Consider the following 24,137-nt stretch of genomic DNA (forward strand, 5'->3'; position numbering starts at 1 on the left):
AGTATTCTTTTTCTTAAATTTTAATACAATCGATATAAATAAGACAAAAAAAATCCAGCTTAAAGCTGGATTTTTTTTTGATTCTATTTCATTATCTGAAGATTAGAAACCTCTAAATTGGTTAACTCTCTCCATCTACCTCTTGGTAAGTTTCTTTTTGTTAATTCGGCAAAAATAACTCTATCTAGTTTGTTTACTTTATAACCTACATGTTCAAAAATCTTACGAACAATTCTGTTTCTACCAGAATGTATTTCGATACCTATTTCTGATTTTGGCTGACCATCTACATAAGAAACAGCATCAATAAACACTTTTCTACCCTCAATAATAACTTCTCCTCGTAATTTTTCTAAATCTCTTAACTCTAATTTTCTATCTAGAGATGCGTGATATAATTTACGAACATTGTGTTTTGGATGCGTTAGTTTCTTAGCTAAATCACCATCATTTGTAAACAACAACAAACCTGTTGTATTTCTATCTAATCTACCTACAGGATAAATTCTTTCTTTAGATGCATTTGAAATCAATTCCATTACGGTTTTTCTTCCTCTATCATCATCCATAGTGGTGATGTAATTTTTAGGCTTATTTAAAAGAATATACCTCTTTTGTTCTGGCGTAATAGAAGTTCCATCAAAACGAACAATATCATCTGGCTGAACTTTGTACCCCATTTCTGTAACTAGTTTCCCATTTACCTCAACACTACCATGCTCTATATAAGTGTCTGCTTCTCTACGAGAACATACTCCTGAATTTGCAATGTATTTGTTTAAACGGATTCCTGATGTTTCATCAGATTTTGGAGTTTCTTTAATTTTGGTAAAAGTTTTTTTAGGACTCTTTCTAGCTAAAGGTTTACTTTTTCTACTTAGTGGAGTGCTTTTTTTACCTTCTTGTCGTCCTCTCGACGAGTTTTTATTTGAATTCATTACTTAAAATTTCTGCAAAAATACGCATAAAAAATCTTAATTCAATCTGTCTATTACTTTTTCTACAATTAGAGAGGTGTCAATAAAAATTAAAGAAAAAACACCTATTAAAAGCAACACTTTCAAAACATTATGCATCATTCTATATTGTTTTGTTTCTGTAGATTTCCAAAGATAAAACCCTAAAAAAACCAACACAATTAAAGCAAAATAAAAATAATATCTCATATAACTTAACGCAGGATAACTAAACAAAACAACTACAGGAAACAAAGTTAATAGCAATAAAAATATTGATAACTGTTTTGTTTTTACCTCTCCGTAAACTACCGGAAAAGTATCATAATCATTCACTATTGCCCCTTTCATGTTCTGTAAATCTTTTAGTAATTCCCTTACCATAATCACCAAAAACAAAAAAATTGCATGTACAAAAATTATTTTTGAAAAATTCTGAAAGTACACAAATACAGCAAAAAAAGGAAGAATTGTAAGTATAGTGGCAGAAACCAAACCCGTAAAAGGATACTTTTTTAACTTATGCGAATAAAACCAAATAGCAAAAATATAGATGGCAAAGAATAAAGCTGCCCTACCAGAAATAAGAAGACCAAAAATAAATCCTAAAAAATTTAAAGTAAAATATAGTTTTAGTTTGGTAGACTGCTTTACATAATTATCAATGCCTGTTTTTAAAGGTCTATTGATTCTATCTACTTTTGCATCATAAAAATTATTGATAATATATCCTGCAGCAACCACACAGATACTTGCCAGAACGATGTATAATAAATCTACATCAAAAACAACACTTCTAAGTGTGTTTTTAGGTGAAAAAATAAAAATAGCTGCTAAGTATTGTGCTAAAACTAAAACAAGAATATTGTAGCCTCTTATAACTGAAACTAAACTAAAAAGTTTAAAAAGGAATCTTTTTGCTTTAAAACTGGGCATAAAACTAGAATCTATAAACCAACTCTAACTTGTAATTTTTAAGACTTATTTGAGCTTTCTCATAATCTTCTGTAAAACCTAAAATATAACCACCACCTCCAGAACCACAAAGTTTCAGGTAATAATCGTTACTGATAATTCCATTTTCCCAAACTTTATGAAAAGCATCAGGAATCATCGGTTTAAAGTTCTTTAAAACAATTTTAGACAATGATTTTACATTACCAAATAACGATTTTACGTTTCCGCCTAAAAAATCTTCAATACAAGCGTCTGTTGTTGTTGCAAACTCCTCGCTAATCATTTTTCTAAACCCTTCATTTTTCATCTTATTCATAAAGATGTTTACCATTGGCTCGGTTTCTCCTATTTGTTCTGAATCTAATAAGAAAACGGCTCCTTTACCTTGTTTTTGAGAAGGAATACCTGCAGGCTCTATATTGGTTTTAGAATTTATTAAAATAGGCAAACTTAAGTAACTATTTAAAGGATCTAAACCAGAACTCTTACCATGAAAAAAAGATTCCATTAAAGAAAAAACTTCTTTTAACTTTAACAACTTATCTCTTGTTAAGTTTTCTAATACCGTTATTTTATCAGCTGCATACTTATCATAAATAGATGCCACTAAAGCTCCAGAACTACCAACACCATAACCTTGTGGTATTGATGAATCGAAATACATACCGTTATCTATATCTTTTTTTAATTCTTTTAAATTAAAAGAAACTAAATCTGTTTTTAAAGAAGATAAGTGTTTATAAAAGCGTTCTAAATTTTGATTGGAAACTTTAGGCTCTCCAGATAAATTAGAATCAGTTTTTAAAACTCCTCGGTAGGCGTTAAACGGAATTGCTAAACCTTTAGAATCTTTGATGATTCCGTATTCTCCAAAGAGAAGGATTTTAGCATAAAATAATGGTCCTTTCATTTTTCTTTTTTATAGTACTGCAAAAATACAACATATTATGTTAAGGTGGTATTATTAAAAATTCTTGTAAAAAGTTTTCCAAACTCCTACCTTTTCTCCTTTTACATATTTCCCTTTTTCTTTATTTTTTCCGTTTTTATAATAGGTTTTCCAAACCCCTTCTTTTAATCCGTTTTCATATCTGCCAGAAGTTTTTAACTCACCAGACTCATAAAATTCAGAAAAAAACCCATCAAACACTCCTTTAGAATAGCCAATCTTTCTAAAAACACTACTACTTTTGTAAAAAAAAGTTACTTCTTTATTATTTGCAGAAATTACTTTATAGTAAACAGACTTTGCCTGATTAGTTTCTTTTAAATTAGCGTCTAACCAAGTGGTTTTCTGTGCCGCTACGGATATCGTAAAAAGAAAAACGAGCATTGGCATAAACTTTACAAAAGTTTTCATTTAAGAGTGTTTTTTTATTATTTTTTTTACATTTTTTTCGCTCCAACTCCCACAGAATCATAAATATACTGATTTTTTTGACAGAATTTAGAAAGTTCTTTTTCTATAAATTGATTTACAGCTTCTTTTTCATTCTCCGGATACAAAACATGTACGTTTGCACCAGCATCTAACGTAAAACAAATATTGCTATTGTTTTCATTTCTGTATGCCCAAATACTATTGATAATCTCTAGCGTGTTTGGTTTCATCAAAATAAAATACGGATTACTTGTCATCATCATTGCATGCAATGTTAAGGCTTCACTTTCTACCAAACCGATAAAAGCTTTTATATCTCCGTTTTTAAGAATCTCTGATATTTTTGATAAATTATCATTAGCCTGTGTAAAACGACTTTCTGCATACGGATGCTCATGCATTAAATTATGACCAACAGTACTAGAAACCTGCTTTTCGCCTTTGTCTACTAAAAGAATAGCATCTTGATAATTCTCGAAAACCGAATGTACTTTGTAAGGAAATTTTACACCAAACAAATCTGAACTGCCTTCTATTTCTGGGTGATTTCCCCAAACAACCATTGGCCCTTCTATACTTCTACTTGCACTCCCAGAACCTAAACGCGCTAAAAAAGAAGCTTTTTTATTTATTTTTTCTACTGATAAATCAGGATTTAAGGCAGACTCTAAACTCATTAAACACATAGCAATGGCACTTAATCCGCTTGCGGAAGATGCAATACCACTAGAATGCGGAAAAGAATTCTCTGAATTAATGGTCATTTTATAATCAAAAATATACGGACAATATTCTTGAATTCTTGTAAAGAATTCTGCAATTTTAGGTTTGAATGCATCTTTTTGTTTTCCTTCAAAAAACAAATCGAAATCTACTTTTTCTGATGTTTCTTTTTTCTCAAAATCAATTGTAGTAATGGTATGACAATTGTTTAACGTAAAACTAATAGAAGCGTTTTTTGGTATTTGCGGATTGCTCTTTCCCCAATATTTTACCAACGCAATATTACTTGGTGTTTGCCACGTAAAGCTTGCTTTTTCTACCGAATTGTTAATTGATTCTGAAATAAATTGTGCTGTATCCAAACTTCTAAAATTTGCCTCAAAGATAAAACTATTTCAAAGAATTTCCGTTTAACTTTTTAAGTACATTTTCTTTGTACGTTCTACTTATAGGAATTGCATTTTTTTCAATTTCAATAAATTCATTCGTATAAGAATCTGTCTTACTTAAATTGATAATATAAGACCTATGAATTCTTAAAAACTGTTGAGAAGGCAATTTCATTTCCAAATTACTAATCGTTTCTCTAGTTACTAAAACGATGTCTTTTGTATGAATTTTGATATAATCGGATAAACTCTCAACATATAGAATATCATCAAAATTAACCTTTACCATTTTACGTTCTGAACGCACAAAAATATAATCATTCTTTATGGAAGGCTCCTCAACATCCACTTGTTTCACAATAACAGTTTGTGTTTCAAAAAACTTATTAACGGCTTGTAAAAAACGATCAAAAGCTATAGGTTTTAACAAATAATCTACCGCTTGCAAATCGAAACCATCAACAGCATATTCTCTGTAAGCAGTTGTAAAAATAATTTTAGACTTCTTGTTTATTGATTTAGCCAAAGACAAACCAGAAATGTCTGGCATATTAATATCTAAAAAGAATAAATCTATATTATTAGAATTTGCTATTTCAAAAGCTTCCATGGCATTTTTGCAACTTTTTACCAAATTCAAATTCGGAATTTTAGCCACAAAAGTTTCTAGAATATTTCTAGCAACGGGCTCATCATCAACAATAACACAATTTATAGTATTCATTTTTTTAGCTATTTATTTTTAGATTAGAAAGCATAAGGTTTCTCGTCATTCGTGCCTCATTCTTTCGAAAAGAGAAACCGGGTAAAAAAAACCTCCAAAACTTGTCACTTCGAACAGCGTGAGAAGTCGCATAACAGTGATAACACAATGTTGAGTTACTTTATGTGATTTCTCCCAAAAGGTCGAAATGACAATCTCTATTAAAATTCAATTTTTAAAGACACTTTAAATACATCCTTTTTATCAATTATTTCTAGTTGATGTTTCTTCGGATACAACATTTCTAGTCTTTTTTTAATATTCTCTAAACCAATTCCGCCATTTATATCTTCTTTTTCTTTGGATGAGTTTTCTATTTCAAAAAACAAATAATTAGCATCAACTTTAAGTTGAATGTCAACTTTTAAAATTCCATCAATAATTACACCATGTTTAAAACTATTTTCTACAAACGGAATTAATAACATTGGCGGAATTTGAAGAGAATCATTTAGTTTCTCTTTTATAAAATTAACGTTTAAAGTATCATGAAAACGCATTTTCTCTAAAGAAATATAGTCTTCTAAATGATTTACTTCTTCTATTAAAAGTACTTTAGGTTTATCAACTTGATATAAAATATAATCTAACAAATTAGATAATTTTAAAATCATTTCTGGAGCTTCATCCGCTTTAGCGATTGCAAAACCATAAATAGTGTTTAGAGAATTAAACAAAAAATGCGGATGAATTTGCATCTTTAAAAATTTTAATTCTTGCTCCTTTAACTCTAACTTAGTTTGTAAAAATTTATTTTCTAAAGTCTTTTTTTCATCTAAAGATTTATAACTGTGTTTTAATATTTTTAAACCGCTTGCCAAAACAACAATTAGTATAACACAAACTAAAATTACAGCAAGACTTTTTGTTAATGCTGGCATTTGTTGATATTCTAAATTGTAAAAAAAGACAAAACCAAAAACAACTGTCATTAAAACCGCACAAACAATAAAAACACATGTATAAAAAGTATATAAAATAAAAGTTTTATGTTTTTGAGTAATTAAAAACTCTGGAATTAAATAATACACAAAAACATAAGAAGATACAATTGAAATAGTACTTAAAATGGTCGAAAACCAAAAAATAAAATTTTCGTTTTTGGAACCAACACTAAAAAAGCTAGAAAAGAAAAACCAAACAATCAGCCAAAAAAACAAGTGTAATGATACTTTTTTAAAAACTTTTAACACCAACTTATTCATCTTACAAATAAACTATTTTTTAACACTATTTACTGTAAAAATAGATGAAATACCAAATTAACAAGTGTTTCAACAATTTTCATTTTATTTTCATTAAAAATACGACATTTGTTAAAACCAAATCAAAACTGGTTATTGGTCGCTAAATTATTTATCACCTTCTTTTTAAAAATACTTTTACTTTATAATCTTAAAAAATATATTATGAAATTCATTATTGAAGGAGGACCACTATTCATGATTACGTTATTAATCTTATTAATTGTAATTGTTGTTTTATTTATTAAAGGCTTAAAAAACAATACCGAAAAAACACACAAACTCATTAGCTCTTTAGCATTATTTTCTTTTGTGTTTGGTGTTTTAGGCTTTGTGATTGGTCTTTTACAAGCCTTAGAAATGATAAGCGTTGCAGATAGTGTATCTAGTCAGGTTTTAGCTATTGGTTTTAGAGTTGGTTTACTTGCACCTACTTTTGGAATGCTAATTTTTTTAATTGGAAAATTGTTTACCATTATTTTAACTTGGAAAAAAAAGTAATCATTTAAAATTTTACTTGTTTTTAAATACCCATTTCATTAATTCTGAAATGGGTATTTTTGCATTCTATGCATACAAAAAAAGTTTTTCTACTTCTAAACGGAGAACCTCCAAAAGCAATTCCTAATATAAAGGAATATGAAATTGTTTGTGCTACAGATGGCGCTTATCAATTTTTAGAAAAGAATAAAATGAAACCTAATTTTATTAGCGGAGATTTTGATTCTATAGAAAACATTCCAGAAAATATTGAAGTAATTCATACTCCGAATCAAGATTTTACAGATTTTGATAAAATGCTGAAAATCCTTTTCGATAAAGGTTTTAAAAACGTTGATGTTTTTGGTGCAAGCGGAAAAGAACAAGATCATTTTTTAGGAAACCTGCACACAGCAATTCAGTGGAAACACAAATTAAAGCTTACTTTTTTCGATAATCATAGTCGTTATTTTTTAGCGGATAAAAGCACTGCTATTTCTAACTGTGTAAACAAAACAATTTCTTTAGTTCCTTTTCCTAAAGCAAAAAACATTAGCACTTTAGGATTGCAATATCCTTTAGATAAGGAAGATTTAACTTTCGGAGAAAGAATTGGCACAAGAAATAAAGCAATAACAAATAATATAAAAATCACTTTTGAAAGCGGAGAATTATTCATTTTCATCAACCATTAAAAACAAAAAAATTGAGTAGAAAAATAAAATTATTGTGGGATTTTAGAGGTCCTGATGCACAAGAAACGGCAAAACATCATACCATTCATTTAAAAGAATTTGCAGATCTAGAAAACTTAACTTATCATGAAATTGATATTGAAGAAAAGAACCCAATGTTATTTGCTGCTTTTATAACTGTTGATGAAAAAGATATGAAAACCTATAGAGATGCCTTAAAACCTCATCGAGGTGAAGTTGGTTAATCTGGTTACATTTTACAATAGATCAACAACCTCGACCCAAAGGTACGAGGTATGCTTCCGAAACATGTTTTTTCATTTCGAGGCAAACCTCGGGGAATTAAACCCTTGGCTATCGCCCTGCGATTAAATATTTTATAACAAATAAACTTTTTAATTTATTCTATTGTAAAAAAAACTAAATTTGCAGTATCATAATTTTTATGACAAAGAAATAATGAAGAAAAAGCATCAGATATTTAAAGTAATACTACTCATTGCAATTTATTGCTCTGGGATGTATCTTTCTGCAAATACACTTCCTTATTTAGGTACGCATAACGTTTCTACAAATACAGAAAAAGCAACGTTTTCTACCACTGCTTCTAAAGTTTTTTATACACATACACAGCAATCAGAAAACTCAGTTTCTGAGCTTTTAGAATTTTCTTTACCTAATTTCGAATTGTCTTCAGACGATTTTGTTGCAATTACATATTCAAATAAATTAGAGTTTAATTCTAAGTTTAAACAGTATAAAAACTACTTAGACAACACTTTAATCAGACATCGAAAGTCTGATCTTATTTTTCCTTTCCATAATTTTTGGTAATACTTCTTTTTTATTAGAACTATCATTGGCATAGTTACATTAAAACACTGCTATGTTGCGAATTATCGTCTCATACAAAAATTAGTATCTCAAAAAAATTAAAAATAAATAACATGGATTTAGGAACAGCTATTATAGGATTAATATGTATTGCCGTATGTGCATTACCATTTGTATTAACAAACAACAATAAAAAGAAAAAACAAAAAGAATTATTAAACACGCTTAAAGACTTTGCTAAAAAAAATGGCTCTGAAATAACACAACATGAAATAGGAGAAAATTATGCCATTGGTGTAGACACCTCTAAAAACACGGTTTCATTTTTACAAAAAACAAAAGAAAAAGTAAGCCTTCAGTTTGTAGACCTTACAACTATTAAAAATTGTGAGATAAACAACATTAGTAAGTCTTTAGGAAAGAACGAAACAACACTTGATAAATTAATACTTAAGCTAAATACTATCGACAAAAACAAACCAAGCATTGTGCTAGAGTTTTACAATTCTGACATTAGTTTTCAGCCAGGTAACGAGTTCGATTCTATAGAAAAATGGAATAAAACAATTAATAGTCTGCTAATTAGCAAACAACAAAGTAAAGCAGCATAGTCTGCATAAAAAACGAATCTTACTTACCAAAAAAAATGGCCTGTAAGATTCGTTTTTATTTTTTATAATACTTCAAACTATTTCCATTTAATACCACATCCCATACTTGGTTTTTGGTTTTCTATAGCTGGTTTGTTTTCTAGCAAATTGTCTAGTGCATTTCTTAAATCAATTCCGGTAACCGGTTTTCCGTTTCCTGGTCTAGAAGCATCTAATTGACCATGATAAACAGCCTCTAAGTTATCATCAAAAACATAAAAATCTGGTGTACAAGCAGCGTCATAGGCTTTTGCTACCTCCTGAGTTTCATCGTACAAATACGGAAATGGATAACTTTCTTCTTTTGCCAATTTCTTCATCAATTCAGGCGAATCTTGCGGATAATTATCAACATCATTAGAGCTTATTGCAATAAACGCAATTCCTTTTTGCTGATAGTCATTTGCCATTTTCACCAACTCACTATTTACATGAATTACAAACGGACAATGATTACAAATAAACATAATTACAGTTCCTTTTTCTCCTTTAGCTTCCTTTAAAGAAACAAAAGAATCATCAACTGTATTTAATAAAGTAAAATCAGGTGCTTTTGTTCCGTTTTTAAACTCGTTAGATTCTGTTCTTGCCATAATAATTATCTTTTGATTTGTCATTGCGAGGAACGAAGCAATCTCTTTGTTAAACAACAGATTGCTTCGTAACCTCGCAATGACATAAATTGTACTTTATTAATCCTCTGCCAAAGCATTTGCACAGATAAAACCACCTGTCCACGCATTCTGAAAGTTGAAGCCTCCAGTAACAGCATCAATATTTAAAACTTCACCTACAAAAAAGAGGTTTTTATGCTTTCTACTTTCAAAACGTTTAAAATTAATTTCTTTTAAATCTACTCCACCAGCAGTAACAAATTCGTCTTTAAAAGTAGTTCTTCCGTTTGCATTAAAAACACCTTTTGTTAACTGATTTGCTAAACCTTCTAACTGCGTATTATTTAAATCTGCCCAATTCTGAGTTGCTTTAATTCCTGCTGCAATTACAAAACGTTCCCACAACCTTTTAGAAACCTCAGCAAATGGCGATTTTAAAATAGCTGTTTTTCTAGGTTCTTTCTTTTTTAAATTTAACAAAACATTTAAAACTTTATCTGTTGGTCTAGACAACCAATTTACTTCTACGTTATATTGATAATTTTTATCCGCTAAAATTCTTGCGCCAAAGGCGGATAATTTTAAAACTGCAGGTCCACTCATTCCCCAATGCGTAATTAACAAAGGTCCGGATGCTTCTAATTTTGTTCCAGCAATCGTTACAGTAGCGTTTGGTACTGAAGTTCCCAATAAATCTACCAAACGTTTATCATTGATATTAAAGGTAAACAACGACGGAACAGGTTCTATAACATCATGGTCTAAAGTTTCGCACAATTCCCACACTTTTTTAGAACTTCCTGCTGCAATGACTAATTTATCTGCTTCAAAAACTTGTTCTTTTGTGTTGATAACCCATTTGTTATCTTGTTGAGAAACTGAATTTACACCACAGTTTGTGAACACTTTAATACCTAAGTTATCAACAGCATTCTGAAAACAATCTATAATTGCCTGACTCTTATTTGCTTCTGGAAAAACACGATTATCATCTTCAATTTTTAAAGGCACGCCTCTGTTTTCGAACCATTCAAAAGTATCACCTGTCATAAATTGATGAAAAGGTCCTAGCAATTCTTTTTCTCCTCTTGGGTAAAATTTCACCAATTCTTTAGGCTCAAAACAAGCATGTGTTACATTACATCTTCCACCTCCAGAAATTTTCACTTTCTGTAAAACGTCTTTCCCTTTTTCGAGAATCGTAATATCTAATTCAGGATTATTTTCTTTTGCGTTTATCGCTGTAAAATATCCTGCTGCTCCACCTCCAATAATTATTACTTTTTTCATTTTTTCTATGTTGTCAGTTCGAGTGATTTTGATTTTTTTCAAAATTGTATCGAGAACCTTATATTAAATCATCTTCATCTCGATACAAATTTATTTCATTCTTCAATAAATTCACTCGATGTGACATTATGTTATAAAACCATTTCTTGATACCTAAGAATGGTTGTAAATCCTTTATTTTTAAAATACGTTGGCGTATCAGCATTTCCTGTTACTAGCACAAAATCTCCTCCCCAAGCGCCTAAACTTTTTATGGCTCCGAAATAATCTGGAAATAATTTTTCTTTTACCGGTTTCAATTTGATAATCGAACTAATAATTTGCTCATGTTCTACAATTAACGCCTCAAACTTTTCTAAGGATTCAACTTTTAAAAAGGCATCAGAAATCTCTGAAATTCTTTTTATTTTTTGTTGAATGTCATGTCGAGCGCAGTCGAGATGTTCTCTAAATTTTGCAATTCCTTCTTTAGAATCTTGTTTCTGATTTAGATGCACAAAAAACAAATTTTCTTTAAAACTAGGATTGAATTTAACAGGTGCTACAACAGGTTTTTTATTTTCTATTTGATAAAAAACAGGTGTATCATTCTGAGCACAAGCAATATCATAACCACTTCCTTTAAAAGAATTCCAAAGTAATTTAAAAGCATCTACTTTTGCCCAAGCAGCAATAGAATTTATTAAAGTTGATGATGTACCTAATCCCCAATTTCTTGGAAATGTAAGGTTTGTTTTTACCATAAACCCATTTTCTGATTTTAAAAAACTTGGATTCATTTTTTTTGCTTCCTCTAAAATATCTAACAAGGTTTCTGCAATTACTTCTCCATTTCCTTCTCTATCAGAATTAAATGTACAATTTACTAAACGTAGTTTTTGTAAATCGAAAACAGCTTCGAACCAACATGCTCCTGTATGCGTAAAACTTCCCCAAATAATTTGAGGTTCTTGTATATTTTCCACCACTAAATCTTGTCCAAATTTTGTTGGAATTGCTAAAGATTTAGCTCCATCTAAAACTAGATATTCTCCTGTTAGTAAAAGTTTTCCGTTGGAATAATAGTTCTTCATTATTATTTAATTTCAATAGATTTCAACCTATTGATTTTTATAAATTTATTAATTACATTTTTCTGTTGAATTGCATCCAACTTTAGCTGGATGACATAAATAAATTACATACAAATGGCTTTAGCCAAATTATATTTATCAATCATTGTAATTCAAATTTAAACCAATCCAAATTGTTTAAAATGGTGTGTAAAATGTTTTACATGAAATTTCTGCCAACAAGCATAATCTAATTCCCCAAAAAATGGGTGATTTTCGGCATTGGCTGTTTCAAAATGAATTTTAAAATCATCAATTTGAATAAATAAATCATTGATTGCCTCACCAACAGAATTAAATTTTAAATCATTTGGTTCTTCAGACAACAAAGGCGCTTTAAAACCAACTTGCAATTCACCTTCTGTATTTAAAAAAGGTTTTCTTCTTGCTGATTTCTCATCAGAAACATAATAATCCGCAGCTACTTTTCCGTTAGAAATCTGAAGTAAAAAGCTTAAATGTTCTATCATTTGTTGCCCATTCATTTTTCCAAAAATAGGTTTTGAATTTTTATCAATCATAGATAATTTAGATCTTACTAAATTTTTATCAGAAAAATCAACCCAATTAATGGTTGGTTTTCTTAAGGCATCTATTTTATCTACTACAGCGGAATGCGTAACAGTTCTTTTATCAAAAAAAGCAGTAATTATTTCTTTTTCTTCTTCGGCTGCATTAAACTGATTTAATATATTCTGCAAATGCATTTTCATGTGTCCATGCTGAATTCCCTTAGTTGTTAACGCCCTTAAAGCTGCAAAATTCTGAGCCAATCCTGCTGCTGCCATTACTTGCATTAATGTTCTTGCAGATGGTTTTTGCAACATCTCTAAAGACAATTTTGCCATTGGATGTAAAGCTGTTAAACCACCAACAGTACCTAAAGCTAAAGGAATTTCTATCCAAAATTTAAAAAGCCCATCATCAATAGAACAATGAGATAAACTTGAATATTGTCCTGATCTAGACGCGTACGCATGCGCACCAGCTTCTACTGCTCTAAAATCATTACCAGTTGCTAAAACAACGGCATCAATTCCATTCATAATCCCCTTATTATGCGTTACTGCTCTGTAAGGTTCTATTTCTGCAATTTTTACAGCTTGATAAAATTTCTCTGCAAATTTTTGCGGATTCTCTCCTCCTAATTCTTCTATTTTACAACTCACTTCTGCCCTAACCACACATTCTGGAACGTAATTAGACAAAATACTCATTACAATTTCTATATCGTCTTTTTCAAACTTTTTAGCAATTGCCTCTAAACAAGAGTTTATAAAGTTTGCGCCCATTGAATCTTTCGTTTCAAAGGTTACATGTAATTGGTAATAGTTTTCTAATTGATCAGTTTTATCAACTAATTGAATATCTAAAATTCCGCCACCACGTTTTTCCATATTTTTAGTGATGGAAGCCGTAGCTGCAAATAATTCTGTTTTATTTTTAGTAAAATAGGCTTCGAGTTCCTTTTTACCTCCCGCATGCATAAAATGAACTTGCCCAATTTTTGTAGTACCAATAACCGTTGTTTTAAAACCGCCTCTAGTACTCCAAAATTTCCCCACCAAAGAAGCTGCTGCAACCACAGAACTTTCTTCTACAACCATAGGTATTACATAAGTTCTATCATTAATTACAAAATTTGGTGCAATACCAAAAGGCATGTAAAAGTTAGAAATTGTGTTTTCTATAAAATCATCGTGCAGTTGTTGTAAATCATTATTGTTGTTCCAATACTGCTTAATAATAGCTTTAGTTTCTGATTGATTATGGAAATAATTCTCGGTTAACCAGGTAATCTTTTCATCTTTAGTTAACTTAGAAAAACCTGAAATAAGTTTGTTCATTCAATTGGGTATAAAAGTATCAAGAACAAAGATAAGTCAAACTGTTAAAACATTAAGGGATATTCAAGTTTTCTGATTTTTTAAGATATTTTTTATGGATTTTTCCGTAAACTTGGCAAAGTTTTATCAAATCTCAAGGTCTACAATGAAAAAAAGAATCTTTTTTGTAACTATTCTATTATTAACAAGTTACATATCTACAGCACAAACAACACCAAAACAAACATCAAATTTAAAAGAAATTACGCTAGAAGAAATCTGGAACGGAACGTTTTCTGCGGAAAGAATGAATTCTTTAAACTCTATGAATGGCGATTTTTATGCTGTTTTAAACTACGACAGAGCAACAAGGTCTGTAACTGTAGATAAATATAGTTACAAAACGCTAGAAAAAGTAGAAACGATTGTAAATAGTGCAAACTTAAAAGGATTAGAAAATTTCTCTTCTTACAGTTTTAACAATGATGAAACGAAACTAATTTTAGGTACCAACTTCAAAAAAATATATAGACATTCTTTTAAAGGAACTTTTTATGCGTATGATATTGCAACAAAAAATTTAACTTTAATAGAAGAAGACATACAAGAACCTGTTTTTTCTCCGGATAATAAAAATATTGCCTATGCAAAAGACAACAATATTTTTATAAAAAATCTAGCATCAAATAACATTACTCAAGTTACAAACGATGGTAAAATAAATGAAGTAATTAATGGTATTACAGATTGGGTTTACGAAGAAGAATTTGCCTTTGTAAGAGCTTTTGAATGGAATAAAACAGGAACTCACTTAGCTTATTTACGTTTTGATGAAACAAATGTTCCTACGTTTTCTATGGACATTGTTGGTACAGAATTATACCCAACGCAACAGGTTTTTAAATACCCAAAAGCCGGAGAGAAAAATGCAGATGTAACTTTACATATGTATACACTATCAACAGAAAGTACAAAGAAAATTTCTTTAGGCGATTACGAATATATTCCTAGAATTAAATGGTCTAATGATGCCGATGTTTTAGTGGCAACAACTTTAAATCGCCATCAAAATAACTTAAAATTACACAAAGTAAATCCTGTAAAAGCAACAACTGTTTTATTATTAAATGAAACTGACAAAGCATATATTGATATTACAGACAACCTTACTTTTTTAGCTGATAACAGTTTTATTTGGACGAGCGAAAAGGATGGTTACAACCATATTTATCATTATGATTTTAACGGAAAACTCATCAACCAAATTACAAAAGGGAACTGGGAAGTAACTAATTACTATGGTTTTAACGAAAAAAAGAAAACCATTTACTATCAATCTGTAGAAAATGGCTCTATCAATAGAGGTGTTTATGCTATCAATTTAAAAGGAAAACGTAAAAACTTATTAAGCAATGAAGACGGTCAGAATACGGCTGCTTTTAGTAAAAACTTAAACTTTTTCATCAACACGTATTCATCAGCAGAAACACCGCCTATTTATTCTTTATATAATAGTACAGGAAAAATGTTAAAGGTGATAAAAGATAATGTTGCTTTAAAAGAAAGATTATCAGCATATAAAATGAGTCCTAAAGAGTTTTCTACCATTAACATTAATGGAAACGACTTAAATATGTGGATGGTAAAACCTTTAGATTTTGATGAAACAAAGAAATACCCACTTTTAATGTTTCAATATTCTGGTCCTGGTTCTCAACAAGTTGGAAACTCTTGGAACGCAAGTAATGATTACTGGCATAATATGTTAGCGCAAAAAGGAATTATTGTAGTTTGTATTGATGGACGCGGAACGGGTTTTAAAGGTGCCGATTTTAAAAAGGTAACTCAGAAAGAATTGGGTAAATACGAAGTGGAAGATCAAATTGCAGCTGCTAAAAAATTAGTAGAACGTTCTTATATCGACAAAAATAATGTTGGTATTTGGGGATGGTCTTTTGGTGGTTTTATGAGTACCAATTGTATTTTAAAAGGAAATGATGTTTTTACAACAGCAATTGCCGTTGCGCCGGTTACTTCTTGGCGTTTTTACGATTCTGTTTACACAGAACGTTATATGCAAACTCCACAAGAAAATGCAAGTGGTTATGATGATAATTCGCCGATAAATTATGCCGATAAATTAAAAGGAAACTACTTATTGGTTCATGGAACTGGTGATGATAATGTACACGTACAAAACTCTTATAGAATGATAAATTCTTTAATTGAAGCGAATAAACAATTTGATATGTTTATTGTTCCAGACAGAACACACGGAATTTATAAAGGAAGAAATACGCGTTTAAATTTGTTCACAAAAATGACTAACTTTATCGATGCGAATTTAAATAACAAATCAAACAAATAAAAAGAATAAATATATGAGCAATACTGCTAAGTTACCGCACCAAAAAGAATTATTTGGTCACCCCGTTGGATTATACGTTTTATTTTTTACAGAAATGTGGGAACGCTTTTCATACTATGGGATGAGAGCCCTTTTAGTTCTTTACTTAACCTCTAAAACTACAGATGTAAATCATGGTCTTGGATGGTCTCAGGGAGATGCATTAGCTCTATACGGATGGTATACAGCACTCGTATATATTATGTCTATTCCGGGTGGTATTTTAGCAGATAAATTTTTAGGTCAAAAAAAATCGGTAATTTTAGGAGCTATACTCTTGGTTTTTGGACATTGCGTGCTTGCCTATGAAGCTATGTGGGCATTTTACACAGGATTGGTTTTTATAATACTTGGCGTTGGATGCTTAAAACCAAATATTTCTACAATGGTGGGTGGGCTTTATAAAAAAGGAGACGTACGTAGAGATAAAGGATTTACCCTTTTTTATATAGGTATTAATGTTGGTGCTTTCTTATCGGGATTAGTTGTTGGTTATGTAGGTGAAGTTCATGGATGGCATTATGGTTTTGGATTAGCTGGATTACTAATGATTATAGGTTTAATTCAATTTGTTGCTGGTCAAAAATATTTAGTTCACGTAGGTAATTACTTAGGTAAATCTGATAACGTAGAAGATCAAGAAGCCTACAAAAGACCTCTTAATAAAGTTGAAAAAGACAGAATTATTGTTTTAATGATTTCTTTTCTATTGATCATTGCTTTTTTTGCAGCATTTGAACAAGCCGGTGGTTTAATGAATATTTATGCTAGAGAAAAAACAGATAGAATGTTAATGGGATGGGAAGTACCAGCTACTTGGTTTCAATCTTTAAATTCTTTTTTTATTATCTCTTTAGGAGTTGGAATTGCTGCTTTTTGGGCTAAAAGAAAATTAAAAGGAACCGAAGCTTCTTCTTTATATAAAATGATTCTTGGTTTAGGAATTACTGGTATCGGATTTTTATTTATGTCTGCTGCCGCAGCTCAATATGATAGTACAGGAACCTCTGCAATGTATTGGTTAGTATTAGCTTATTTATTTCATACAGTTGGAGAATTATGTTTATCTCCGGTTTCACTATCATTCGTTACCAAATTAGCACCTGCCAAATATGCATCTATAATGATGGGGATTTATTTTGCAACAACAGGTTTAGGAAATAAAGCCGCAGGTTTACTAGGAGAATCTTCTTCTCTTTTTGGAGAATTTAAAGTTTTTACAGGGATCGCAATTTTCTGTGTAGTATTTGCCTTCTTAGTTTACCTCTTTTTAGGAAAACTAAAAGCGCTTACTCATGGCGCCGAAGATAATGAAACAGATTTCAGCACCAAAGAAGCTGAAGGCTTTGAATTAGCCGAAGAATAATTAAAAAACAAAAAGCCTCATAAATTAAATTTTTATGAGGTTTTATATTATTATAATTTCAATTACTTTTTATGAATACAGCTAAATACAGGTTTGAAGGTTCAGAAATGAACAGTAAATTATTGATGGGACACCCATCTGGATTATTTGTTTTATTTTTCACAGAAATGTGGGAGCGTTTTTCATACTACGGAATGCGCGCTATTCTAGTACTTTTTCTAACTTCTGCTTTGATAGATGGTGGTTGGGCTTGGTCTAGAGAAGAAGCTCTTGGACTCTATGGAACGTACACCATGTTAGTGTACTTTTCTCCTATACTTGGAGGATGGTTAGCAGACAAGTTTCTTGGCTACAGAACAGCTGTTGTTTGGGGAGCATTAATTATGGCTCTTGGACATGCAGCAATGGCTTTTGACACTCCTTTTAGCTTATACATAGGTATTGGATTGTTAGTTGCAGGTAATGGGCTATTTAAACCAAACATGACATCAATAATTAATGGTATGTATGTAAATGCTCAAGACAAAAAAGACGGTGCATTTACCATCTATTACATGGGAGTAAATGCAGGTGCCTTTTTAGGGATATTACTTTGTGGTTATATTGGCGAAACACATGGTTGGCATTTCGGTTTTGGTCTTGCAGGTGTATTTATGTTCTTAGGTACTCTACAATTTTGGTTAGCACAAGGTATTTTTGGTAAAGTAGGTTTATCTCCATCTAAAACCGTAGAATACGAAGATGCTATTCAAACCAAAGCAAATACTGATACACAAGAAAAAGTACCTACTAACGTTCAAAGAGACCGTTACATTGTTGTAGGTGTTTTAGCTTTTTTTACAATATTCTTTTGGGCGGCTTTTGAGCAAGCCGGAGGGTCTATGACTATTTTTGCAAAGGACTATACCAATAGAGTTCTAGAAGGCGATGCAGCAAATATTTTTAGAGTAGCAAACACGTTACTTACCGTAGTGCCTTTAATGATTATTACCTACGTATTATTAAAATTATTTAAAATTACTTTTAAAAAATATGCGTTATCTAATCTCTTTTTAGGGACTAGTTTTGTAATTATTTGGGCAATCGTACTTTGGATGTTAAAATCTCAATTCTCTGAAGTAGAAACAGAAGTTCCTGCTTCTTGGTTTTCTATTTTAAATTCTTTTTACATCATTACGTTTGCACCTCTTTTTTCTAAACTATGGGAAAGCAAATACAATCCATCTGCAACTGTTAAGTTTGGCCTTGGCTTGGTACTTTTAGGATTAGGGTTTGGTATTTTAGCATATGGTTCTGCAAGCATACCGCAAGGAGCTCAAACCGCTTCTGTTAGTATGATCTTTTTAATTTTAGCTTATTTATTACATACTTTAGGAGAACTGGCTTTATCTCCTGTTGGCTTGTCTTATGTAAGTAAATTAGTGCCTGCAAGTAAAATAGGGTTAATGTTTGGACTTTGGTACATTGCCATTGGAATGGGTAACAAAACAGCAGGTTCTATGGGAGGAATGATTGATAAAATTACGGCTGCTTACGATATGAGTACCTTCTTTTTAATTTTTACCATTATACCAATTGCAGCAGGAGTAATCTTAATGGCTTTAACACCAATCATGAATAAACTAATGCACGGAGTAAAGTAATTTCTCTTCTTATAACGACTTAAGTAAAGCATCGAAATTCGGTGCTTTACTTTTTTTTGTAAATTTGACATCCCTATTTCGACCGATTACATATGAAAAAACTTATTCTACTTATTGCAATTTCATTATTTTATTTAAATACAAATGCACAAGAAAACATTAAATGGTTAGGTTTTGAAGAGGCCATTAAATTAAACAAAGAAAACCCTAAACCTATTTTAATTGATGTGTATACAGATTGGTGTGGCTATTGCAAAAAAATGGATTTAAACACTTATTCTAATAAAACTATTGGCGATTATATTAATAAAAACTTTTATGCCGTTAAATTAGATGGTGAATACAAAAAGAACATTGTTTTTAATGACCACACATTTAAATTTCAAAAAGAAGGAAGACGTGGTTATCATCAACTTGCAGCGACTTTAATGAACGGAAGAATGTCTTACCCAACTACTTTATTTTTATCAGAAAAAGAGGAATTATTAGACAGAATTCCAGGGTATTTAGATACAAAAATAATGGAAAAAGTATTGGTCTATTTTTCTGAAAAACTGTACGAAACTAAGAAATGGGGTGAATTTGATAAAGAGTTTAAAAGTAATTTGTAATAATACTTATAAACTATTTCCATTTTGTCATTCCTGCGAAGGCAGAAATCTATAAAATTTTACTCTTGGTGAAAATATTTTTTTAAGAAAAATAAAAAGCTTTATAGAAACTTTAATCAATAATGAACGCGCCATTTTGACCTGTGTAGTGAAAAGGTATTTGATGCTTTAAACACAACTTTTCCCAACCAATTACATAACTTTTATAATTAGAACCATCTGCAATAATTTGCGATGGTTTTATTGTTTTTATCAACCTTGTTAGATTTATTTTTGGCGAATATTGCAGAACAATAATTGGGTTTTGCAATCCCGAAATATTATAAACTCCCAAACTATCTATCAACAAAATATCTTTATTAGAAAACTTCACAAAGTTGTTAAAATTGGTTTCCTCTACCTTCTCAATACCTTCTGAAACTCGATACGATTTAATACTATTTTCTTTTTTAAACCTTACACTATCTATATCGTGTTGCAAAAATAGTTGTGCTCCTACCCGCTTTCCAACCATAGAAAATCGACTTTTATGAAACACAATTAATTCTTGTTTTGTATTGTTTTTATTCGACTCAAAAAGAAAAACACCTTGTAATAATAAAATTGAAATAAAAAAGTAAATGAGTTTTTTGGATGACTTTTCTATAAGAAAATAAACACCTAAAAATAAGAATACATACCAACACAACATTGTAACAAATGAAATTGAAATTTCTTTAAACAAAAATTCTTCTTGATGAGAAACCCAACTTACAAAGCCATTCATTCCAGTTATGATACCTCCATAAATATCCGCTAAAAATTGTGGTAAAATTTGTAAAAGTGATGCAATAATGACTAAAATTCCTCCGATTAAAATAGCACTTAAAAAAGGAATGATGACCAAATTTGAGGCTAAAAATAACCCCGGAAATTGTTGAAAATAATAAATACTCAAGGGTAAAATTCCTATTTGCGCTGCAATCGATACGGTGAACAATTGCCAAATTTTTTCATCTATAAAAAATCTTGGATTGTAAACTTTATACAATTTTGGTTGCACCCAAAGAATACCAAAAACAGCTAAGTAACTTAGTTGAAAACCAACATCAAACAGAAACATAGGTTTTATCAACAATAAGAAAAGCATGGATGAAATAAATGAAAATTCTACTACATTTTTTCTCCGTAAGGATAATCCGATCGCTAAAAAAGTAAACATCGTAACTGCTCTAACTACTGATGCCGAAAGTCCTGCGATAAAAGCAAACATCCAAAGTAATAAAACAATGATCATGGTTTTTAAAAACAATCCATATTTAATCCTTTCAAGAGGTTTAAAAATGAAGGATAGAATCCATAAAATAACACCAACGTGTAACCCAGAAACTGCCAAAATATGGATGGCGCCTGCTCTTTGATAATCTACAATCAATTCTTTAGAAATATCTTGTCGTTGTCCTAACAACAAAGCGTTAATTACCGCTAACTCATTTTCCTTAAAATGGTATTTCTTTAAAGATGCTTGAATTTTATTTCTAAACTTTGCTGATAATCCAAATAAAGTAATCGACTTAGAATTCAACCTTAAAAACTGATTTTCTGCTACAAATAACTGATGATGAATACCTTGTTTGGCTAAATAAGATTTGTAGTTAAATTGATGCGGATTTAACGGCGGAATTAACTCTTTTAAAGTTGGTTTTAAGAGTAATTGATCATCTACAAGCAAAGAACTAGAACAACTATCTTTTTGAATGTTTAACAAGACGGTTCCTATTGTACTTAGAGAATCTACTTTAATAATATTAGCTTCGTATTTTCGATAATAATTGCCAGGTTTTAAAATTTTATGAATCTGTAAAACAAGAGTCTCATTATCTTCTAAATGATGTTCATAAAAAGAATTGTAATTCCTATCATCATGTAAATAAACCGATGAGACACCTACAAAAAAGAATAAAACAAGCGCAATACTTGTTCTTATCACTTTATTTTTTATCAGAAAAACAAGTATCGCCAAAACCCCTAAAAATAACGAGGTTTTTAGAAAATTAAAAGTCCAAAATTGAGTGAAAAATTGAAAACAAATTCCAATAATTAAAAGCACAACAAAGTGCAAGGGTATATAATTGTACAACCTTTTCATAGCAAGCTAAAGTTACTAAAAAAAACGTTAACTACTAATTATAAGATGGTTGTTGCTTTTACAAATGCTTTTTTCCAGTATTTTTCTGATAAATTAGAAACAATTACACCTCTAGAAGTTGTGGCATGTACAAACTTAATTTGCCCTTTTGTATGAGAAACCACCAAACCAACATGATTAATGCTTCGTTTACTTTTACTGGTTCTAAAAAATAATAAATCGCCTTTTTTAACTTTACTTAAAGAGATTTTTTCACCTCTTTTAGCCATGTCTCTAGAAATTCTTGGCAGTTGTACATTTTCGCTATCAAAGGCAACATAAACAACACCAGAACAATCCATTCCTTTTTTTGTTGTTCCTCCAAATTTATAACGCACCCCTTTATATTTTAAGGCATTAGATACAATTCTATCTACTTTTGTAGTTGGTTTTGTAGTTGGTTTTGTGGTCTTTTTAACAGCCGTTTTAGTAGAGGAACAAGAACTTAATAGTAAAGAAATTACAACCAATAAAAAACCCCATTTCCTCATATTAAATATTCTTTTACGTATAATGTGTACACTTAGTTAAACTTCTTCTAAAACTGATTTCCCAATTGACATATCTCCAGAAGTCCACTGCCAATTTTCATAAAGCCTTATTTTTCCATTAGACAATATTTTAGGTGTAGAATTACAAATACCTGTCATTAATTCTCCTTTAAGATTTACTTGGTGATAACGCATTTCTATATTCCCTTGTGCATCTACAAGACCTATTAAATGACCTTTTACTATTTGTCCGCCTTTGTATTCACAAGTAAGAATAGTACCCTTTTGTTGATATTTAAAAATGGTTTCTCCTGATGTTTCACCATTATCGGTATTCTGAACTACTCTAAATTTTTTACAATTATAATTCATCCATTTTAAAGTTAGTTTGCTTCCTTTTTTAAATCGCTAACAATTTGTTTGGCCACTTTTTCTGATGCTCCTTTTCCTCCGAGTTTCTTTTCTAATTCAAAATACTCTAAAAACAGTTTTTCTCTGTAGTCATTATCTAAAATTTTTGTTAACTCTGCTTTTAGATTTTTTTTATTAAAATCATTCTGAATTAATTCTTTTACTACTTCTTTATCCATAATTAAATTGACCAAAGAAATAAATTTTAAGGTGATAATTCTTTTCGCAATCTGATAAGAAATATTACCTCCTTTATAACAAACTACTTGAGGTACTTTAAACAAAGCGGTTTCTAAAGTTGCAGTACCAGAACCCACTAAAGCAGCGTAAGAAAGACTTAATAAATCGTATGTTTTATTGCTGATAAAGCTTACTTTTTTATCGCTAATAATATGTTTATAGAAACTTAAATCTTGACTCGGAGCACCTGCAACTACAAATTGATAGTCAGAAAAATCATCAATTAAAGACAACATTACAGACAACATTTTGGTAATTTCTTGCTTTCTACTTCCGGGTAACAAAGCAATAATTGGTTTGTCTGTTAAGTTGTATTCTTTTCTAAAAGCAACTTCACTTACTTGTTTTCTGCCTGCAATTCCGTCTATTAAAGGATGCCCTACAAATGATACTTTATAATTATGTTTTTCATAAAATTCTTTTTCAAAAGGAAGTATTACAAACATTTTATCAACATCTCTTTTAATGTCTTTTACTCTACTTGCTCTACTTGCCCACACTTGCGGAGAAATATAATAATTGGTTCTAAAACCTTGCTGTTTTGCCCATTTGGCAACACGTAAATTAAACCCAGAATTATCAATAAAAATAAGAACGTCTGGTTTAAATTCTGTAATATCTTTTTTACAAAACTTAATAAAACCTAACACTTTAGATAGGTTCATTAGCACTTCGAAAAACCCCATAAAGGCCCTTTCTTTATAATGACTCACCAAAGTTCCTCCAACATTTTTCATTAAATCTCCACCCCAAAACCTAATGTCTGCATTTGTATCTTCTTTATACAATGCTTTCATTAAATTAGAGCCATGTAAATCTCCAGAAGCCTCACCAGCAATAATGTAATATTTCATAAGTTTTTACTTGTCTGGTCGAGCGCAGTCGAG

General features: G+C 30.4%; 24 protein-coding genes and 1 pseudogene. 9 read left to right on the forward strand and 16 right to left on the reverse strand.

Going from position 1 to position 24,137, the window contains the following annotated elements:
- Positions 1 to 83: 83 nt before the first annotated feature.
- The 7 genes from WHD07_RS07940 to WHD07_RS07970 all read right to left on the reverse strand — a co-directional run bounded on the left by WHD07_RS07940 (position 84) and on the right by WHD07_RS07970 (position 6,050).
- Entirely contained in the window at positions 84 to 938 is an 855-nt protein-coding gene (locus tag WHD07_RS07940) for a pseudouridine synthase (protein ID WP_105050232.1), read from the reverse strand.
- 36 nt (positions 939 to 974) lie between these two features.
- Complete coding sequence (locus WHD07_RS07945) at positions 975 to 1,892, reverse strand: geranylgeranylglycerol-phosphate geranylgeranyltransferase (protein WP_105050231.1); 918 nt, start codon at positions 1,890 to 1,892, stop codon at positions 975 to 977.
- Between the two features lie 4 nt (positions 1,893 to 1,896).
- Positions 1,897 to 2,823 carry a mevalonate kinase family protein gene (locus tag WHD07_RS07950; RefSeq protein ID WP_105050230.1) on the reverse strand — a complete coding sequence of 309 codons (927 nt, stop codon included), beginning with the start codon at positions 2,821 to 2,823 and terminating at the stop codon, positions 1,897 to 1,899.
- Between the two features lie 54 nt (positions 2,824 to 2,877).
- Entirely contained in the window at positions 2,878 to 3,273 is a 396-nt protein-coding gene (locus WHD07_RS07955) for a hypothetical protein (RefSeq protein ID WP_343330744.1), read from the reverse strand.
- Between the two features lie 26 nt (positions 3,274 to 3,299).
- Positions 3,300 to 4,379, reverse strand: a complete 1,080-nt coding sequence (locus WHD07_RS07960; RefSeq protein ID WP_343330745.1) for a diphosphomevalonate decarboxylase — start codon at positions 4,377 to 4,379, stop codon at positions 3,300 to 3,302.
- A 28-nt stretch (positions 4,380 to 4,407) separates the two neighbouring features.
- Entirely contained in the window at positions 4,408 to 5,130 is a 723-nt protein-coding gene (locus WHD07_RS07965) for a LytTR family DNA-binding domain-containing protein (RefSeq protein WP_343330746.1), read from the reverse strand.
- A gap of 200 nt (positions 5,131 to 5,330) precedes the next feature.
- Complete coding sequence (locus WHD07_RS07970; protein ID WP_343330747.1) at positions 5,331 to 6,050, reverse strand: sensor histidine kinase; 720 nt, start codon at positions 6,048 to 6,050, stop codon at positions 5,331 to 5,333.
- A 528-nt stretch (positions 6,051 to 6,578) separates the two neighbouring features.
- Between WHD07_RS07970 and WHD07_RS07975 the strand changes: the two genes are divergently transcribed.
- From WHD07_RS07975 to WHD07_RS07995, 5 genes are all read left to right on the forward strand, one after another.
- A complete protein-coding gene (locus tag WHD07_RS07975) occupies positions 6,579 to 6,914 on the forward strand; it encodes a hypothetical protein (RefSeq protein WP_343330748.1) in 336 nt (111 codons plus the stop codon).
- 68 nt (positions 6,915 to 6,982) lie between these two features.
- The gene (locus WHD07_RS07980; RefSeq protein WP_343330749.1) at positions 6,983 to 7,588 is read left to right on the forward strand and encodes a thiamine diphosphokinase; all 606 of its coding nucleotides are present in this window, start codon (positions 6,983 to 6,985) and stop codon (positions 7,586 to 7,588) included.
- Between the two features lie 11 nt (positions 7,589 to 7,599).
- The gene (locus tag WHD07_RS07985) at positions 7,600 to 7,833 is read left to right on the forward strand and encodes a hypothetical protein (RefSeq protein ID WP_343330750.1); all 234 of its coding nucleotides are present in this window, start codon (positions 7,600 to 7,602) and stop codon (positions 7,831 to 7,833) included.
- A 214-nt stretch (positions 7,834 to 8,047) separates the two neighbouring features.
- Positions 8,048 to 8,422 (forward strand): hypothetical protein, encoded by a 375-nt coding sequence (locus WHD07_RS07990; RefSeq protein WP_343330751.1) that lies wholly within the window; start codon positions 8,048 to 8,050, stop codon positions 8,420 to 8,422.
- A 113-nt stretch (positions 8,423 to 8,535) separates the two neighbouring features.
- On the forward strand, positions 8,536 to 9,033 hold the full coding sequence (locus WHD07_RS07995) for a hypothetical protein (protein WP_343330752.1): 498 nt from the start codon (positions 8,536 to 8,538) through the stop codon (positions 9,031 to 9,033).
- 77 nt (positions 9,034 to 9,110) lie between these two features.
- Here WHD07_RS07995 and WHD07_RS08000 read toward each other — a convergent pair whose 3' ends face one another.
- From WHD07_RS08000 to WHD07_RS08020, 5 genes and pseudogenes are all read right to left on the reverse strand, one after another.
- On the reverse strand, positions 9,111 to 9,665 hold the full coding sequence (locus WHD07_RS08000) for a thioredoxin family protein (RefSeq protein ID WP_343330753.1): 555 nt from the start codon (positions 9,663 to 9,665) through the stop codon (positions 9,111 to 9,113).
- A 99-nt stretch (positions 9,666 to 9,764) separates the two neighbouring features.
- Positions 9,765 to 10,976, reverse strand: a complete 1,212-nt coding sequence (locus WHD07_RS08005; RefSeq protein ID WP_343330754.1) for an NAD(P)/FAD-dependent oxidoreductase — start codon at positions 10,974 to 10,976, stop codon at positions 9,765 to 9,767.
- A gap of 131 nt (positions 10,977 to 11,107) precedes the next feature.
- Complete coding sequence (locus WHD07_RS08010; protein WP_343330755.1) at positions 11,108 to 12,049, reverse strand: GYDIA family GHMP kinase; 942 nt, start codon at positions 12,047 to 12,049, stop codon at positions 11,108 to 11,110.
- A gap of 158 nt (positions 12,050 to 12,207) precedes the next feature.
- Positions 12,208 to 12,609 (reverse strand): DUF1569 domain-containing protein, encoded by a 402-nt coding sequence (locus tag WHD07_RS08015; RefSeq protein ID WP_343330990.1) that lies wholly within the window; start codon positions 12,607 to 12,609, stop codon positions 12,208 to 12,210.
- 57 nt (positions 12,610 to 12,666) lie between these two features.
- Positions 12,667 to 13,935 (reverse strand): annotated as a pseudogene (locus WHD07_RS08020) (hydroxymethylglutaryl-CoA reductase, degradative); the annotation flags it as partial.
- 145 nt (positions 13,936 to 14,080) lie between these two features.
- Between WHD07_RS08020 and WHD07_RS08025 the strand changes: the two are divergent.
- The 4 genes from WHD07_RS08025 to WHD07_RS08040 all read left to right on the forward strand — a co-directional run bounded on the left by WHD07_RS08025 (position 14,081) and on the right by WHD07_RS08040 (position 19,941).
- Positions 14,081 to 16,282: a S9 family peptidase gene (locus tag WHD07_RS08025; protein WP_343330756.1), complete on the forward strand. Its 2,202-nt coding sequence runs from the start codon at positions 14,081 to 14,083 to the stop codon at positions 16,280 to 16,282.
- A gap of 13 nt (positions 16,283 to 16,295) precedes the next feature.
- Positions 16,296 to 17,687: a peptide MFS transporter gene (locus WHD07_RS08030; protein WP_105050215.1), complete on the forward strand. Its 1,392-nt coding sequence runs from the start codon at positions 16,296 to 16,298 to the stop codon at positions 17,685 to 17,687.
- 71 nt (positions 17,688 to 17,758) lie between these two features.
- Complete coding sequence (locus WHD07_RS08035) at positions 17,759 to 19,330, forward strand: peptide MFS transporter (protein WP_343330757.1); 1,572 nt, start codon at positions 17,759 to 17,761, stop codon at positions 19,328 to 19,330.
- Between the two features lie 92 nt (positions 19,331 to 19,422).
- Entirely contained in the window at positions 19,423 to 19,941 is a 519-nt protein-coding gene (locus tag WHD07_RS08040; RefSeq protein ID WP_343330758.1) for a thioredoxin family protein, read from the forward strand.
- A 112-nt stretch (positions 19,942 to 20,053) separates the two neighbouring features.
- Here WHD07_RS08040 and WHD07_RS08045 read toward each other — a convergent pair whose 3' ends face one another.
- Genes WHD07_RS08045 through lpxB form a run of 4 tightly spaced genes read right to left on the reverse strand, consistent with a single transcriptional unit; the run spans position 20,054 to position 24,104 of the window.
- Positions 20,054 to 22,069 (reverse strand): ComEC/Rec2 family competence protein, encoded by a 2,016-nt coding sequence (locus tag WHD07_RS08045; protein ID WP_343330759.1) that lies wholly within the window; start codon positions 22,067 to 22,069, stop codon positions 20,054 to 20,056.
- 38 nt (positions 22,070 to 22,107) lie between these two features.
- Positions 22,108 to 22,599: a C40 family peptidase gene (locus WHD07_RS08050; RefSeq protein WP_343330760.1), complete on the reverse strand. Its 492-nt coding sequence runs from the start codon at positions 22,597 to 22,599 to the stop codon at positions 22,108 to 22,110.
- A 36-nt stretch (positions 22,600 to 22,635) separates the two neighbouring features.
- A complete protein-coding gene (locus WHD07_RS08055) occupies positions 22,636 to 22,971 on the reverse strand; it encodes a n-acetylglutamate synthase (protein WP_343330761.1) in 336 nt (111 codons plus the stop codon).
- A gap of 11 nt (positions 22,972 to 22,982) precedes the next feature.
- Positions 22,983 to 24,104: a lipid-A-disaccharide synthase gene (gene lpxB / locus WHD07_RS08060; RefSeq protein ID WP_343330762.1), complete on the reverse strand. Its 1,122-nt coding sequence runs from the start codon at positions 24,102 to 24,104 to the stop codon at positions 22,983 to 22,985.
- Positions 24,105 to 24,137 lie beyond the last annotated feature (33 nt).

Source organism: Polaribacter staleyi, assembly GCF_038024045.1.
Lineage (GTDB): Bacteria > Bacteroidota > Bacteroidia > Flavobacteriales > Flavobacteriaceae > Polaribacter > Polaribacter butkevichii.

What these genes read in the sequence shown, in the direction of transcription:
- WHD07_RS07940 (WP_105050232.1), bottom strand. Translation starts at nt 938, where the DNA reads ATGAATTCAAATAAAAACTCGTCGAGAGGACGACAAGAAGGTAAAAAA.
- WHD07_RS07945 (WP_105050231.1), bottom strand. Translation starts at nt 1,892, where the DNA reads ATGCCCAGTTTTAAAGCAAAAAGATTCCTTTTTAAACTTTTTAGTTTA.
- WHD07_RS07950 (WP_105050230.1), bottom strand. Translation starts at nt 2,823, where the DNA reads ATGAAAGGACCATTATTTTATGCTAAAATCCTTCTCTTTGGAGAATAC.
- WHD07_RS07955 (WP_343330744.1), bottom strand. Translation starts at nt 3,273, where the DNA reads ATGAAAACTTTTGTAAAGTTTATGCCAATGCTCGTTTTTCTTTTTACG.
- WHD07_RS07965 (WP_343330746.1), bottom strand. Translation starts at nt 5,130, where the DNA reads ATGAATACTATAAATTGTGTTATTGTTGATGATGAGCCCGTTGCTAGA.
- WHD07_RS07970 (WP_343330747.1), bottom strand. Translation starts at nt 6,050, where the DNA reads ATGCCAGCATTAACAAAAAGTCTTGCTGTAATTTTAGTTTGTGTTATA.
- WHD07_RS07975 (WP_343330748.1), top strand. Translation starts at nt 6,579, where the DNA reads ATGAAATTCATTATTGAAGGAGGACCACTATTCATGATTACGTTATTA.
- WHD07_RS07980 (WP_343330749.1), top strand. Translation starts at nt 6,983, where the DNA reads ATGCATACAAAAAAAGTTTTTCTACTTCTAAACGGAGAACCTCCAAAA.
- WHD07_RS07990 (WP_343330751.1), top strand. Translation starts at nt 8,048, where the DNA reads ATGAAGAAAAAGCATCAGATATTTAAAGTAATACTACTCATTGCAATT.
- WHD07_RS07995 (WP_343330752.1), top strand. Translation starts at nt 8,536, where the DNA reads ATGGATTTAGGAACAGCTATTATAGGATTAATATGTATTGCCGTATGT.
- WHD07_RS08000 (WP_343330753.1), bottom strand. Translation starts at nt 9,665, where the DNA reads ATGGCAAGAACAGAATCTAACGAGTTTAAAAACGGAACAAAAGCACCT.
- WHD07_RS08005 (WP_343330754.1), bottom strand. Translation starts at nt 10,976, where the DNA reads ATGAAAAAAGTAATAATTATTGGAGGTGGAGCAGCAGGATATTTTACA.
- WHD07_RS08010 (WP_343330755.1), bottom strand. Translation starts at nt 12,049, where the DNA reads ATGAAGAACTATTATTCCAACGGAAAACTTTTACTAACAGGAGAATAT.
- WHD07_RS08015 (WP_343330990.1), bottom strand. Translation starts at nt 12,609, where the DNA reads ATGATTGATAAAAATTCAAAACCTATTTTTGGAAAAATGAATGGGCAA.
- WHD07_RS08025 (WP_343330756.1), top strand. Translation starts at nt 14,081, where the DNA reads ATGAAAAAAAGAATCTTTTTTGTAACTATTCTATTATTAACAAGTTAC.
- WHD07_RS08030 (WP_105050215.1), top strand. Translation starts at nt 16,296, where the DNA reads ATGAGCAATACTGCTAAGTTACCGCACCAAAAAGAATTATTTGGTCAC.
- WHD07_RS08035 (WP_343330757.1), top strand. Translation starts at nt 17,759, where the DNA reads ATGAATACAGCTAAATACAGGTTTGAAGGTTCAGAAATGAACAGTAAA.
- WHD07_RS08040 (WP_343330758.1), top strand. Translation starts at nt 19,423, where the DNA reads ATGAAAAAACTTATTCTACTTATTGCAATTTCATTATTTTATTTAAAT.
- WHD07_RS08045 (WP_343330759.1), bottom strand. Translation starts at nt 22,069, where the DNA reads ATGAAAAGGTTGTACAATTATATACCCTTGCACTTTGTTGTGCTTTTA.
- WHD07_RS08050 (WP_343330760.1), bottom strand. Translation starts at nt 22,599, where the DNA reads ATGAGGAAATGGGGTTTTTTATTGGTTGTAATTTCTTTACTATTAAGT.
- WHD07_RS08055 (WP_343330761.1), bottom strand. Translation starts at nt 22,971, where the DNA reads ATGAATTATAATTGTAAAAAATTTAGAGTAGTTCAGAATACCGATAAT.
- lpxB (WP_343330762.1), bottom strand. Translation starts at nt 24,104, where the DNA reads ATGAAATATTACATTATTGCTGGTGAGGCTTCTGGAGATTTACATGGC.